The sequence below is a fragment of the Ruegeria sp. BI7 genome, from assembly GCF_056537925.1.
On record NZ_JBQFSK010000009.1, the window covers coordinates 170,132 to 184,735 of the forward strand.

The window sequence follows — 14,604 nt, forward strand, 5'->3', positions numbered from 1 at the left end:
GTCTTAAAATCAGTTGCTGGGCCCATGAACCCCGAACAAGTTTGTAATTGCGGTGGGGCCGCGGCAGAAAGTTCTGCCTCGCAACGTTTGTTGTTTTGGTTAGTAGGGTAATGAGTATCAGTTTCTCCAAGAGCGCCCAGGCGCAAAATAGTTTCAATTTTGTTATGGAATGGACGCATGCTTTAACGAGCAAAAACTCCATTCCACAGGTTTTAAATAAGCTAATAAAGTTAGTTAATGCGGATGCCGCATTAATTGCACGTACACTTAAGGTGGAACGAAAAGTAAAATATATTGCCCGGTGTTGCAGCGAGGAAGGAAAGGTTTGGCCCTCTCAACCTCAAACTCTGGTGGAACGGGTTCTGGGTGAAAGTTTTCTGACGGCACGGATGGGCTCAATTTGGACGTTGTCAGACGCGTTGGTTGCGGGCAACACAGCAACGCTTCGTCATTTTGAGGGCAATTTAAAGGCGCTGGGCGAGGTGATCGTGGTTCCGCTTGATACAACCGGCGGGCATGTGGATCACATCGAGCTGCATTTCAGGCATGAACCTGCCCAATATGAGCTGGACCTACTAGCCATGTTGGCGCCGACACTGGCGTCAGGTTGGTGCAAGCGAACGCCTGGTTCAATCTCCTCGTATCTGGAGAAGGGTCGTAATCATAATCTGAAAAAAGTTTCGGATACCGAGCATGTTCCAATCCTGGGCCCTCAAAATCCAGCAGGGCTTAGCCGGTGCGAGTTTCGGGTTTGCGCTATGCTGAAGGAAGGAATGACAGTTAAAAAGGTTTCAGAAGCCCTGACTGTCTGCCCAACAACTGTTCGTTCGCATCTCAGTTCGGTATTTTCGAAGACGGGCACCTCTAATCAAGTCGAACTGTTGCACTTGTTAAACCAAAAAATTCTAGCAGGCCGCAGGTCCAGAGACGCTGAAACAGCTCACTTCGGTTGACAGTAATGGAATGCCAGTTCTGCAACGCGCCTGGTTAGCTATAAAACCGAGCAAGTCGCCCTCGGTCTGTTCGACGGCTAAGCTATGGCACAAAGCCAAGCATGGCTGATGTTTTTCGAATAAAACTTAGAGCAACCCAAATTTATAGTTTGGTTACAAGCGGCGAAGAGCAATTCAACACATTGTTTACGTTCCGGCGACAACTTTAACCAAAGGTGAACAATGTGTTCTCGTGGTGTTCAACAGGCATCGCGCATACTCCTTCCACCGAGCCGAGACAGTTATGGGTGCTTGGCTCCCTGGAAGGGGAACTGCATGATTAAGTCTGCCACTGAAAGCGCTATGGATCAGGTTCCTACACACTTGGAACCGCCACGTTCCACCGCGCGCAAACACTTGTCTAACATCACGAAATCCAGAAGCGGGCGTTTCCCGCCTGTCGAAATTGCTCTGAAAGCTATCGCAAGGAATGAGCAGCTTGAAAGAGCAAGAAGGACGTCTGACCCTACATCTTGACGTCTGCAGTTTTCCCGGGAAACGTCCTACCCGGGAAAACACTAATGCAAAAGCCCGCTCCAATCCGAGCGGGCTTTTTTGCTGTGTTAAGCTAAGGTTCAGAATTAAGGTACTTTTTCTGGTTCATGTTAGACGAATGCAAGGCAAAAGCGTCGCCCGGAGTCTCGTTGGCAGAATACTTAGCCGTTGCTAACAAGTTCTTCCACTTGTTCTCCCTCAGGCGTCTGACCGTCATCGACCGGATCTGTATTGGCTTCATCCTCATCGTGATCGTCGTCATCATACTTGTCTTCGTCATACGAACTGCCAAGCGCGGTTTTGACTGCTTCCTCGTCAGGATTAGAGGCTCGTACAGCGTCGAGAACATTGTCCTGCTGTTGCGTTGCGATGGCGTCATCTTCTGAAAACCCGCCCTTGTGGTGATCCAAAAGGTTGTCTTCTGCCTGATGCACGGCTTCTGCGGCCGCCAACTGATCTTCCGTAGGTCGATCAATCGGATTACCATCTTCATCCGTGGTTATGTCGTGCGCATCTTTAACGGCTTGCGCGTCTTCCAAAGCTTCAGGGTCAGTTGTCCCAGGGTTGGCTTCCTCATTGGCAAGGATATCCTCAGCTTCCTCCAATGACAGGGGGGCTTCGTCCAAGTAATCCAGCGCTGCGTTGATTTCTTTCACGTCTTTGGGGCTTAACGTGTTGTCTTCACCCATGATGTGATTGAATTCGGTGTCCGCAACGGCAAGGCCTGCTGCAAGGCTGACCGGCCCGGTACCTTTCTTATACTGACCGTTTGCAATATGAGCGAGCTTTGCTTTGGGGCTGGAGTTAATGGCGCCGTTTAGCTTGCCGAGATTGTGCGGTTCAAGCGCAAGCGTACTATCTTCCAGAATCGTCGCTTTTCTGCTTGGCGGGCGCAAGGACCGCTTGACCGAAGTAGTCTTTGTTTGTTTTGCGGTGGTTACTGGCTTGCTACCTTTGAACAGGCCACCAATTCCCTTCCTTTGCGTTTTTTTGGCAGTTTGCTTTTTATTACCGCCAAGCAAGCCTTTCAGAGAGAATTGACCCTTCTTAGAAGACCTCGAATTGACCCCTGCGGAGCCTTTTGACTTGTGACCAGATTTTCCGGCCGCTTTGCTTGCTCCGTTCGTGGATGCGGCTGACCCGTTACCATTGTTTTTATCTTTGCCGCTACTCGCACTGTTGCCATTGCCTTTACCACCGCTGTTGCCCTTGTCGCCCCCATTTCCATTGCCGCCATTGCCACCACCATTACCGTTGCCACCGCCGTTTCCTTTGCCTTGCTTGGCATAGGCGGCATCAGGGAACGTGAATGCGCCAACAATTGCCGTCGATCCCAGCAAGGCGATTGCGATTGCAGAGGCTTTCATTAGGCTGGTCGTATTGATCTTCATGACGGTCCTCGTTTGTTGAATGCGAAGTTCCACACACGATGAAATGCGTGGAAACATGACAGCACGAGTGCGCGTGTCGGAATCGGGAACTAACTGACAAATTTAAGCCTATTATCGTTGAACCTGCGACGAACCGACCGTTCATCGCCAGTTCATCTTAATATCTGTAGAATTGAGGCGCGGTTACGCGATATTGAGTACTGAGTATGAGAAAGCTTTTTATCATCGCTTGTCTGTTCGCCTTTCTCCAGGTTGGGGAAGGGCATGCTGCTGTGCGCGAACTAAAGCAATCCGAATTGCGCAAAGTGACAACGACGGGCAGCACCATCAGGTTAAAGAGGGTTCTAAAAGGCGTTGAAAAAGTCTTTGGTGGAACGCCGGTCAATGCGCGCGCGTTCCAGACTGACAAGGTCTACTATCGGATCCTCGTAAAGAAACCCAATGGGAAGATCATAAGTGTTATCGTGAATGCTCAAACCGGTGTCGTTGTGCCCAATCGTTCAAATATCGGACGCCAGATTTCAAATGCAGCCAAGTCCACACCAGGCAATTCTGCCAAATCCAACTCGCAAGGACAAACCAGCAGTAAGGGCAATCAGAGCAACAATAGCGGCGGCAACGGTAACGGCAACTCCGGTGGCAACGGTAATGGCAACTCAGGTGGCAACGGTAATGGCAACTCAGGTGGCAACGGCAACGGCAACTCTGGCGGCAACGGTAACGGCAACTCCGGTGGCAATGGTAATGGCAACTCTGGCGGCAACGGCAACTCTGGCGGCAACGGTAACGGCAACTCCGGCGGCAACGGTAACGGCAACTCCGGCGGTAATGGCGGTGGCAGAAAATAGTTGTTAAAAAATTATTAGCAGGCCTATAGAAACAAAGTATGAGAGTATTACTCGCAGAAGACGAACCGCACCTTTGCGAACAGATCAAAAAGCTGCTGAATGCTGAAGGCCGCGTGGTCGATATTGTCCACAACGGAATTGATGCCCAGCATCTGGGAACTACCGAACCATATGACATGATCATCCTCGATCTCGGGCTTCCGGAACGAGATGGCATTTCGGTTTTGCGCGACTGGCGCAGCGCGGGTATAAAAACTCCGGTTTTGATCCTGACGGCACGCGATGGTTGGAGCGAACGGGTCGACGGATTGGATGCTGGTGCAGATGATTACATGACCAAGCCATTCCATTTGCCCGAGCTGGCCGCGCGTGTCCGCGCCATCTTGCGCCGTCAGAGTGGGCAGCTGAACCCCATTATCGAGATGGGCAATGTCGTTCTTGATACACGCAATGGGCGGGTGACGGTTGATGGCGTCCCGATCGACTTAACAGCCCAGGAGATAGCTGTTCTTACTTACCTGGCCCACAACGCCGGTCGCCTGATCCCCAGATCCGAACTTTCGGAACATATCTACGAATATAACGGTGACCGAGATTCGAACACCATTGCGGTTTTCATAAACCGGCTGCGCAATAAATTGGGACCTGACCTGATAACAACGGTCCGGGGTCGCGGATATATGATCGATTCAGTTTGATGTTGTCGCTGCGGCAACGGGCACTGCTTGGAGGGATTGCATCTGGGGCATTGTCCGTTGGCGTGGGCACTCTGGCTGTTTTTTCGTTTATCGATGCCCGAATTTCAAACAGGTTCGACGCTACGCTTCGAGATCGCCACACCCAGCTTGTCGTTGGGTTGAGCGTTACGACACAAGACCCGGATGCCCTGCGTGATCTCATGTTTGATCCGGCATACAGCGCGCCATATTCCGGCAGATACTGGCAAGTTACCACCGGCAACGGCGAGGTTTACACGTCGGCGTCTTTGTTTGACGAAACAATCGCTGAACCACCTGACATCTCTGAAGATGCAACCCTTTGGAACACTTCCGGCCCCGAGGGGGAAGCGTTGCGCAGCGCATACCAAAAAATTTCTTTCGAAGATGGAACTGTCTGGGGAATTAGTGTCGCGGAAAGCCAAGCGCAGTTGGTCAATGAAAGACGGGCGGCACAGCGCAGTCTTCTACCGGTGTTTGGGTTGGTTGGCTTGATTGGAGTTGCAAGTTCATTGATGCTGATGTCCGCAATCCTGGGTCCTCTTCGTAAATTGCGTGCGGATGTCGCCCATCGTTGGGACACGGATGACAATCTGACACCCACGGATTACCCGGACGAAGTGGCCCCTTTGGTCGATGATCTGAATCAGCTTTTGCATCGCAATCGGGACATTGTATCCGGCTCACGCAGGCAAGCCGCTGATCTGGCACATGCTCTGAAAACGCCAGCCACTATTCTGAGAAATGAACTACAGGCTATGTCACAGGCCGGTGTTGACACAGGTATCGCTGACGAAGCTCTAGATCGGATCGACTCTCAACTCGGTCGGTCACTCGCGCGAATCCGGGCTCTAAACACGGCTGAGTTGACCCATTCGCGTACGGATGTTTCACACTCAGTCGAACGTCTCGCACGGTTGTTTACTACGATCGCTGAAAGAGAGGATAAAATACTGGAAGTCAAAAGCGATCCTGAGCTTTGGGTGCGCATGGATACGCAGGATATCGAAGAGGTTCTTGGGAATTTACTGGATAACGCAGTCAAATGGTGTCGTGGCAAAGTAAAACTGACCGCAAAACGTCACGAAGACTGTGTCGAGATCTGTATCGAAGATGACGGCCCAGGTATCCCAGAGGACGCAATACGCGAAGCGCTACGTTCTGGTGGACGGCTTGACACTTCGGTAAGAGGCAGCGGGCTGGGGCTGGCAATCGCGGTTGATCTTCTCAATGCATACGGGGCGCACTTCGACCTGGGAAAATCTGCCGCGTTAGGAGGATTAAGTGGTCGGGTGGTTATCCCAACCAAGTCTTAAGCGGCGACGGCTGAGAGAATGAGTGGCTCAATGCGTGGATTTCTGAGCAGCCTCATCTGACTGGTCCAGTTTGATTGTTAGTGCATTGTTGGCCTCTGACCCATTGGGATGATGGTTTCCGGGGCTGGTGGGCGATGTACACCGACTGCATCAATTGTGATGTTCAAGGCTCAAAAACACCAATGTACGATTGATTTGGCCCTTATCTTTTTGGGCAACGCGAATAAAGCCTTCTGAAGTGAAAAGTTCCCTCAGCACGTAACTATCAGGGTGGTTGACTGATCCGTCGTATTGCGTCCAAGTTCCCTCTTTGCAACGTGTTACTTCAGTCCAGAGGTCGTTAAACGCGCGAATGGCTTCAGAGTCCCGGAATGGAAACTCCCATCGGCATGAAACGCCTTGGACATTGTCCAGGCCGACAAACGTTTTGCACATCGCTCCATTCGGTGAGACGCCCGTGGTATTATAGTTTTCAAGCGCGGAAACCCGGTCACATTTGTCCGCGAAGCCAGTTGTTGGTGAAGTTGCAATGACAAGCTCCAGAAAACAAACGGCCACAACTTTGGCCGTTTGTTTGGCAGTCAATTTTTCATTCGGCCGCATCCGGGACATTATTACTGGGGTAAACACCTTTCACGCGCTCTTTAGTTGGATCAAAATGCGGGAACGGAACAATTTTTGCCTTCAGGCGCTTTTGCTGCCCATCCAGTTGGCCGATCTCAATGTCGTGCCCCTCCAGCGCATGGGTTGATGCAACACGCCCAAGGGCGATGACCTTGCCTAAGATGGGTGACTTCATCGCGCTGGTGATTTCGCCGACCTGCGCTTTTCCGATACGTACACAATCGCCCGGAGAAGGCACTGTTCCACCTTCTATATCAAACCCGACCAGCTTGCGGTGAGGGTGAGCCTTGCGTTCCTCAATTGCGCTGCGCCCGATGAAATCATCGGTCTTAGATTTCAATGGGACGGTAAAACCGACCCCGGCCTCGAACGGATCGGTCTGGTCGTCAAATTCGGACCCGGCAAAGATCAAGCCACCTTCGATCCGCAACATGTCGAGGGCGGCTAGTCCAAGAGGGGCAATTCCATAGTCCTGACCAACTTCCCAGACACGGTCGAAAATCTCGACAGCGTCCTTAGGGTGGCAGAAGATTTCATACCCCAACTCGCCGGAGTACCCGGTCCGAGAAATTACGACGGATGTCCCGCGCACATCCCCAACCCGAGCCACTGTAAGCCGGAACCAAGGCAATTCCTCAATGGTTGGCTGCTGGGGTGGCGTCCAGAATATCTGCGAGAGGATGTCGCGGCTGTGCCGCCCCTGTACCGCGATGTTGTGCAACTGATCTGTAGAGTTACGCACCCAGACATTCATGTTGCGTTTTCGCGCTTGTTCCTGCAGCCACAAACCGCTGGTGTCGTTGCCACCAATCCATCGGAAGTTGGTCTCGCCCAGCCGATAGACGGTGCCATCGTCGATCATGCCGCCATGTTCATAGCACATTGCCGTATACACAACTTGGCCGACACTCAGCTTCTTCATGTTGCGGGTCACGCAAAGCTGCATCAGCTCTTCGGCATCCGGGCCAACAACCTCGTATTTGCGCAGCGGACTCAGGTCCATCACAGCAACCTTGTCCCGACAGGCCCAGTATTCGGCAATAGTGCCGTGATTGGTCATCGTATTAGGCAGCCAATATCCATTATATTCGACAAAATCACGGGTATGACGTGCAAAGCAGTCGTGAAATGCTGTTTTCTTGGTTTCTTCCACATCCGCCTCCGCAGATTTTCTGTAGCCATAGGATCGTTTAAAATCTTCGGTAGCTTTGTAAGTTCGCACCTGAATGTCGGTTGGATTCCAGCCATTGGCCGGGTCTATGTCACACGGGCAGCCGGTACTGACGCAGACAAGATCCGTCAGTGCGCGCAGCAGCACGAAATCTCCGGGTCGCGACCACGGATCATCCATGCCGATGGCATTGTCATCGTCCAGCATCGTGTTGAAAAAGAAGTTGATCGCAGGCCAGCCTGCGCGGGGCCGGATGCCATACTGGTCCAGATCTTTGTTGATATTTTCCGAGCAATTGACATGGCCAGGATAGCCCAAGTCTTCATAATACCGAGCTGTGCAGGCCAGCCCGAACGTGTCGTGGCGGCCGCACGTATCCTGCACGATCTCGACCAGGGGTTCTTGATCCACCGACCAGTACTTTGAGAATATGCCTGGTTGCGGATACAAACTGCCCATCAGGCTTCGTGTCGTGGTGGGATCAATCTCGCGTTCGATCCCCTGATCCAGTGCACGTCGGCTGAACGCCTGAAAGTCTGAACATTCGCGGCCCCTGACATCCACGATCTGAATGAACTCTCCGGCTTTGACCTCATAAGATTTGGCATTGCCAGGCTGAATGTTGATATCCTTGAGTGGGTCGGCCAGAGGATCGGGCGGGCCCACGTCGGGTTTTTCCAAACCAGGAGCGGCACGCTGAATGTACAGGATAATGTCGGTCGGCGGGTTGTTGTCTTCGGGCCGCATCGCTTCGCCGGGAGCGGAGACGATCAGAAGCCCGTCGCATTCCGCCACGAAATGCGCCATGTCGCCGGGCCGTGATCCATCTGAGAAAGCCCTGATCGCATCCCCGCGTCCGATATCGAAACCTGCAACATCTAACGCGCGTAGCACTTTCTTGCCCGAAGCCGAGCCATTCGCCAGAGTCGCAATCAGCCCCTCTGGTCGACCGTGCCCCTGCGCGCCAAGCATGGCAGCGTCCGAGCTTCGATCGGGGGCAAAGAACACCATCTCGGCGGGTTGCATCCCATCGCGATCCAGCAATGTGATCGTGTCGCCTTTGGACACCGAAACCGCCCGCGACCCTGCGCCAGGGACGGGATGACGTTCCGTTCCATGAGGTAAAATCGGAAGACCGGGGGCCAGAACCCCGCTACGTTCGTAAGGCACTTCGAAAACCGGTTTCACATTCATAATGCACCTTCCTGAATGGACTCGGTTGCACCGCGGTGCGTGACCACCAAAAGGCATCCCGCCTCGGTGCGCGAAAAATGGCTGGAACCGGCGGCCAAACTGACGAAGTCACCGCTGCGATAGCTGAAACCGTCGTGATCAGTCAGATCGCCTTCGAGGACAAAGAACTCTTCCGCACCGTGATGAATATGCGGATTCGAGCGCGTTCCCGGGGCCATCTTCATCAGATAACTCCCTTGCCCTGTGACTTCGTCAAAGCTGACATTCTTCCACCAGACCTGTTCGTCGAGCAGACCGTCCATGTGCATTCTAACAAAGCCGGTATCGTCGAACCGGGCGACAGTACGCATGTTTTGCTGTTGTGCCATCTTAATCGAGCCCCAGTCGCTTTTTACGCTGTTCCGCCCAGCTGCTGATCGCCATGTCAAAGGTCAGCGCCATCAGCGACACGTTCAGGCCGAGGACAAAGTTTTTGCCCAACTCGGTTCCGGCCAGCGTTCGCTGAAGTTCTTGCCCAAGGTCCTGCGTGCCGATAAAGGCTGCGATGATGACCATGAAAAAGGCGAACATGATGGCCTGATTGAACCCGACCGCCATAGTTGGCAGAGCCAGTGGGAACTGTACGGACATCAGCTTTTGGCGACGGGTTGAGCCGGACATGTCGGCGGCTTCGGTCATTTCCGGCGGGACGCTGCTGAGGCCAATAATAGTGTACCGGATCAGCGGTACGGCGGCGAAGATCAGGATCGAGAACACAACCGCCACGTCATTGACACCGAACAACATGATCGCAGGGATCAGATAGATAAAGCTGGGGAAGGTCTGCGCGGTGTCGCAGGCCAGAAGGATGCTTTTCGACCAGCGTTCTGACCGGGCAGCGATTACGCCCAGCGGTATTCCGATCAGTGTGGCCAGCGCAACCGCCGAGATAACTGTATACAGAGTGATCACCGACCGGTCCCACCAACCCGAGAATGCGACGATGGTAAAAAACACTGCCGCATAGATACCTGGGCGGCGTCCGCCGACCCAATAGGCAAAGGCAACGACTATTAGGATGAAGGCGGGGGTCGGGATCGCCAGCAGCGTGTCCCGGAACGGGATCAGAACCTTGACGTTCAGGAACCAGCGCAACCATTCAGTTGTTCCCTTGATGGCGTCGATAGCCAGGAACGACTTGATCACCACGTCAATTTCCTTGCCTTGGCTCAGGTGCTGTTTGCGGCCAACTTCAGCCAGGATCGGGAATACCTGTGATAGCAGGATAAACCCGATGAACAGACCCAGTGCGACCAGCGAGATTTGATGCCGCTTCCACCAGGGCGTGTTGCGTTCAAAGTGAACTGGTTGCTTGACCACCCAGGCCTTGGACATCCGGTCCAAAGTCACGGCCAAAAGGACGATAGTGATGCCAATCTCGAAGGATCGTCCGAGCTTGAAACTTCCCATCATCGCCAACAGTTTAGCGCCAAGACCCGGCATGCCGATAAAGGCGGTCAGAACGACCATTGCCAGACACAGCATGATCACCTGATTGACGCCAACCAGAATTTCGGTGCGCGCTGCCGGAATGTATACATGGCGCAGCATCTGCCAGCGAGTACAGCCGGACATCTGACCCGCTTCGATCACTTCGGGGCTAACCTTCTTGAGCCCCAGCGTTGTCATCAGGATCATCGGCGGGATCGCGAATGTAATCGTTGCAACGGCCCCGGCGGTTGGACCCACCTTGAAGAAAATCACCGCAGGCAGCAGGTAGGTAAAGAAGGGCAGGGTTTGCAATATGGACAGGATGGGCTTCAGGACCCGCTCGAACCAACCGTATTTCCATGCGGCAATACCCAAAGCCAGCCCCAGCAGGAACGCCAGGGGTGCTGCAACCACGATCACCGACATTGTTTGCATGGCGATCTTCCACTGGCCGATTGCTGCGGTCCAGATAAAGGTGCCCGCGCCCAAAGCGGCCAACTTCCATCCACCGACAGCATAACCCACAACCGCGGCAACGGCGGCAATCGCAGACCATGGGATCGGTCCCAGATAGGGCCAGCGACGCTTGCCTTCCAAAAGGTTGGCCGATGTATCCAGCAGGAATTCAAGCGGACCTTCCGCGATGAAGCGGGTGACGTATATCAGGCCCAGGTCATTCTGGATGAAGTTGAAGATCGCATCCAGAACTTGTGCGGTGGGCGGGATCGCCGCTTCGGGGATGCGGTTCAGCCATTCAGGCAGAATACCAGCGGCTTTGGCAAGGATCAGTGCAAACGCCACTGCAAGCAGCGCGGTAAGTACCCGTGTACGTCCCCACGGCTTGTCCGAAGTCTCCGTCAGATCAGTGGACAGCGTCGCCATTATTCGGCTCCGAGCAGAACATTCAGAGCGGTGTCGCGTTCCAGGACACCGGTGATAACGCCTTTGTCATCTGCAACCGGCAAAAGGATGCGGTTGTCATTGACCAGAACTCGCGCAAGTTCGTGGATCGTTGCGCCACCATTGATCGGAGCTCCTTCCAAGGCGTGCCCGTTGACCGGTTTCGCCAGCCCTTTCGCATGCACCACGCGGGCTTTGTCGATGTCCTCGGTAAATTTCGCCACATATTCAGTGGCAGGATTCATGACGATTTGATCGGGTGTGTCACACTGTTCAACCGCGCCATTGCGCATGATCGCGATCCGATCTGCCAAACGCAGCGCTTCGTCAAAATCATGAGTAATAAAGACGATGGTTTTACCCAGCATCTCTTGAAGCCGTAGGAATTCATCCTGCATTTCACGTCGGATCAAAGGGTCAAGGGCGGAGAACGGTTCATCCAGGAACCAAATATCCGGCTCAATCGCCAGGGACCGGGCGATGCCGACCCGTTGCTGTTGCCCGCCGCTGAGTTCACGCGGGAAATATTCTTCTCGACCCTCAAGGCCCACCAGCTTGATTACTTCCAATGCGCGTTCGCGTCGGTCATGGCGATCCTGACCGCGCATTTCCAGCGGGAAGGCCACGTTATCCAGAACCGTACGATGCGGCAGCAGACCGAAGGACTGGAACACCATGCCCATCTTGTTGCGTCGCAACTCGATCAGGTCGCGCTCGCTCAGGCTCATGATGTTCTGACCGTCAACCTCAATCGTGCCGCCGGTAATGTCGTGAAGACGTGAAAAGCACCGTACCAGAGTAGACTTACCTGATCCGGACAGCCCCATGATGACCAGCATTTCACCCCGGCCAACTTCAATCGAGACGTCTTTGACCCCGGCGATGTAACCGTCCGCACGTATCTCGTCGAAACTGCGACCCGCGGGCATAGATTTCAGATAGGTCTCAGGAGAGGCTCCAAACAGTTTCCAGACGTTTTTGGCTGAGATGACGGGCGCTGTGGCGGACATGGCTGCCTACTTTCTTGTTAGGCGCGGCCTTGCTTCACCGAGATCAGCAAGGCCGCGCCAGTTTCGTCGCGAATGACCGGTTTATCAACTGCAGGCGCTGATCCAGGGGTCAACAACAGCGCGGTTAGCGTCCAGCCATTCGGCTGCTGCCTCTTCCGGTTCCAGCTCGTCTGTATCGACCAGCTTGGCCATTTCCGCGATTTGCGGGTTGGTGAACGAAATTTCAGTCAATACGCAGTAGGCAGCCGGCCACTTATCTTTCATGCCATCCCACGCCGCTTTTTTCAGGTAACCGCTGGCTGGGTTTCCGCAATCATACAACGCATCGGGATTCGGACCTTTGGATGGGTCTTTGTCGCAACCATCTTCCCAAGCCGGAAACTCGACAAACTCACCAGGCCAGACAGCTTCGGCGAAGTTGGGTGTCCAGTTGAAGACCAGAACAGGTTTCTTATCCGCCTCCGCGGCTCCGATCTCGGCCCAAAGGGCTGCAGCCGAACCCGCATTGATAACCGTGAAATTCAAATCAAGCGCTTCGGCACGTTCCTTACCGTGCTTCAACCAGTCGACGGGTCCATCCAGATACCGGCCTTTGTCCCCGGTTTCCGCTGTTGCGAAAAGATGCGCGCAGTCGTTTAAAGCTTGCCAATCAGGCAGGCCGGGGCAGGATTCCTTAGTCCACATCGGATACCACCAATCCTCGCGCGTGACTGCATCATGATCGCCTGCATCATGCAGACCACCCTTTTCCAGCGCGGCGCGGAAGGATGCGCCAAATGCACCTTCCCAGACCTCCATCTCAAGTGTGACATCGCCCAAGCGTACCGACTCGTAGACAGCCTGACTGTCTGTTGTGACGTATTCGACGTTGTCACCGATCTCTTCGAGTAGTTGACCTGTAACGTAAGACATCACGATCTGACTGGACCAGTTGTGAATTGGAATGACGATCGGATCGCTGCTGTCTTCGGCGAACGCTCCGGTGCCCGCTACCGCTGCCAAGGTTGCAGCAGAAAATAGGTTTGTGAGTTTCATGTTTGCTCCCTGAGTGACGTACATTTCTTATCTGCGGACTCTTCCGGCCCCGAATTTTCTCATTCTGCCTAAGTTTTCACGAGACGCAGAACAGAAATTTGAGAGGCATTGCCTATAAATTCTTGAGGCAAATCTGACTTTTCACTATTTTAACAGTCAGTTGCCTGATCGGTTTCCAGTCGAAACGGGCAAATGTTTTTGATTGCGATCATCTTCAGATTGGGAACCCGCCTTCAGATGCCAAAGAAAGCGCCAATTACCGGGAAGGTCCTTCCACCGCTCGATTACCTTTTGGCATTTGAAGCGGCTGCGAAGGCGCAGAGTTTTGCGCAGGCCAGCAAGGTGCTCAACATTTCTGAAACGGCAATCAGCCGCAAGGTGCGACTGTTGGAACAACATTATGATGTTCCGCTGTTTGTCAGAGGTCATCGCTCGGTCTCGCTGACGCAGCAAGGTGCGATTTTGTTGGCAACTGTGGAAAAGTCGCTGGACCTGATGCGGGATGTTAGCCGTGACATGCTGGCTAAACATCAGGCCAACACAGTCTCGATCTCTGCGACCAACTCGGTTGCGTCACTCTGGTTGATGCCACAGCTAAGAAAATTCAACAAATCCAATGATCGCATCCGTATTTCGTTGGTGTCTTCCGACAGTGATGCAGAGTGCCTGTCAGATTCGATGGATTTGACGATATTGCGCGGGGATGGGGAATGGCCTGGATATCATGCTCAGCTGTTATTTGGGGAAACTGTTTTCCCGGTCTGCAGCCCGGAGTATCTCAATAGTAATCCGACGGTGACAGATTTAACTGCTTTGCCAGAGTTGGATCTGATTGAGGTGACCAGTAGTCACGCGGAATGGATGACATGGCACACGTGGTTCAACGGCAATGATATTTCGACCTCATTGATGGAACGCGCTGTGGCCTTCAACACCTATCCTCTCTCTATACAAGCTGCAGTCGATGGATTGGGGGTCGCATTGGGTTGGGCCCATCTTGTCGACCCACTGCTTGAAAGCGGCGCGTTGGTCAGACCAATTCAGGACGTCTCGGTGCGAACACAGTCTGGGTATTATCTTCTTAAAAGCCCAACGCAAAAAGCATTCCCGGAATTACGCATCGTTGAGGATTGGTTGTTGGGGCTTAGCGCGGTGCGCAAACGTTACGCGTGATCCGTGACCCCATTGGGTAACAAATACCCTTTCGGTCATGTCCTCGTATTTCCAAGGTTGACCCAAGGGAAAAATTATTTACCGTAAAGAAAGTATTCGATTCCTCCCCGGTCGCAGATGCGGGCGGGTTTGAGTTCGTTAAACCTACTTTGCACGGAGCCCAGCACCCAATGAGCTACAAATCCGACATCGAAATCGCCCGTGAGGCGAACAAGAAGCCGATTCAGGAAATCGGTGCGAAAATTGGCATCTCCAGTGACGATCTGCTG

General features: G+C 53.4%; 12 protein-coding genes. 5 read left to right on the top strand and 7 right to left on the bottom strand.

Going from position 1 to position 14,604, the window contains the following annotated elements; all coding sequences use genetic code 11:
• The first annotated feature begins 110 nt into the window (after positions 1–110).
• On the top strand, positions 111–953 hold the full coding sequence (locus ACR0JB_RS17960) for a helix-turn-helix transcriptional regulator (RefSeq protein ID WP_170507116.1): 843 nt from the start codon (positions 111–113) through the stop codon (positions 951–953).
• 695 nt (positions 954–1,648) lie between these two features.
• Here ACR0JB_RS17960 and ACR0JB_RS17965 read toward each other — a convergent pair.
• Positions 1,649–2,878: a hypothetical protein gene (locus ACR0JB_RS17965; protein WP_170397375.1), complete on the bottom strand. Its 1,230-nt coding sequence runs from the start codon at positions 2,876–2,878 to the stop codon at positions 1,649–1,651.
• Between the two features lie 206 nt (positions 2,879–3,084).
• On the opposite strand from ACR0JB_RS17965, the gene ACR0JB_RS17970 reads away from it, so the two are divergent.
• From ACR0JB_RS17970 to ACR0JB_RS17980, 3 genes are all read left to right on the top strand, one after another.
• A complete protein-coding gene (locus ACR0JB_RS17970) occupies positions 3,085–3,726 on the top strand; it encodes a hypothetical protein (RefSeq protein WP_217354382.1) in 642 nt (213 codons plus the stop codon).
• 38 nt (positions 3,727–3,764) lie between these two features.
• On the top strand, positions 3,765–4,424 hold the full coding sequence (locus ACR0JB_RS17975) for a response regulator (RefSeq protein ID WP_170397387.1): 660 nt from the start codon (positions 3,765–3,767) through the stop codon (positions 4,422–4,424).
• A 287-nt stretch (positions 4,425–4,711) separates the two neighbouring features.
• Positions 4,712–5,758, top strand: a complete 1,047-nt coding sequence (locus ACR0JB_RS17980) for a sensor histidine kinase (RefSeq protein WP_170397384.1) — start codon at positions 4,712–4,714, stop codon at positions 5,756–5,758.
• A gap of 150 nt (positions 5,759–5,908) precedes the next feature.
• Here ACR0JB_RS17980 and ACR0JB_RS17985 read toward each other — a convergent pair whose 3' ends face one another.
• From ACR0JB_RS17985 to ACR0JB_RS18010, 6 genes are all read right to left on the bottom strand, one after another.
• Positions 5,909–6,343 carry a hypothetical protein gene (locus tag ACR0JB_RS17985; RefSeq protein ID WP_170397383.1) on the bottom strand — a complete coding sequence of 145 codons (435 nt, stop codon included), beginning with the start codon at positions 6,341–6,343 and terminating at the stop codon, positions 5,909–5,911.
• Positions 6,344–6,347: 4 nt separating this feature from the next.
• A complete protein-coding gene (locus tag ACR0JB_RS17990) occupies positions 6,348–8,747 on the bottom strand; it encodes a trimethylamine N-oxide demethylase (RefSeq protein WP_170397381.1) in 2,400 nt (799 codons plus the stop codon).
• On the bottom strand, positions 8,744–9,097 hold the full coding sequence (locus ACR0JB_RS17995) for a cupin domain-containing protein (protein WP_170351502.1): 354 nt from the start codon (positions 9,095–9,097) through the stop codon (positions 8,744–8,746). Before ACR0JB_RS17995 ends, ACR0JB_RS17990 begins: the two co-directional genes overlap by 4 nt.
• A 19-nt stretch (positions 9,098–9,116) precedes the next feature.
• Positions 9,117–11,099: an ABC transporter permease gene (locus tag ACR0JB_RS18000; RefSeq protein ID WP_170351501.1), complete on the bottom strand. Its 1,983-nt coding sequence runs from the start codon at positions 11,097–11,099 to the stop codon at positions 9,117–9,119.
• Positions 11,099–12,127 carry a quaternary amine ABC transporter ATP-binding protein gene (locus tag ACR0JB_RS18005; protein ID WP_170351499.1) on the bottom strand — a complete coding sequence of 343 codons (1,029 nt, stop codon included), beginning with the start codon at positions 12,125–12,127 and terminating at the stop codon, positions 11,099–11,101. Before ACR0JB_RS18005 ends, ACR0JB_RS18000 begins: the two co-directional genes overlap by 1 nt.
• 84 nt (positions 12,128–12,211) lie before the next feature.
• Positions 12,212–13,162, bottom strand: coding sequence for an ABC transporter substrate-binding protein (locus ACR0JB_RS18010; RefSeq protein ID WP_170351497.1), 951 nt, complete (start codon positions 13,160–13,162; stop codon positions 12,212–12,214).
• 237 nt (positions 13,163–13,399) lie between these two features.
• On the opposite strand from ACR0JB_RS18010, the gene ACR0JB_RS18015 reads away from it, so the two are divergent.
• Positions 13,400–14,335 (top strand): LysR substrate-binding domain-containing protein, encoded by a 936-nt coding sequence (locus ACR0JB_RS18015; RefSeq protein ID WP_480790159.1) that lies wholly within the window; start codon positions 13,400–13,402, stop codon positions 14,333–14,335.
• The last annotated feature ends 269 nt before the right edge of the window (positions 14,336–14,604 follow it).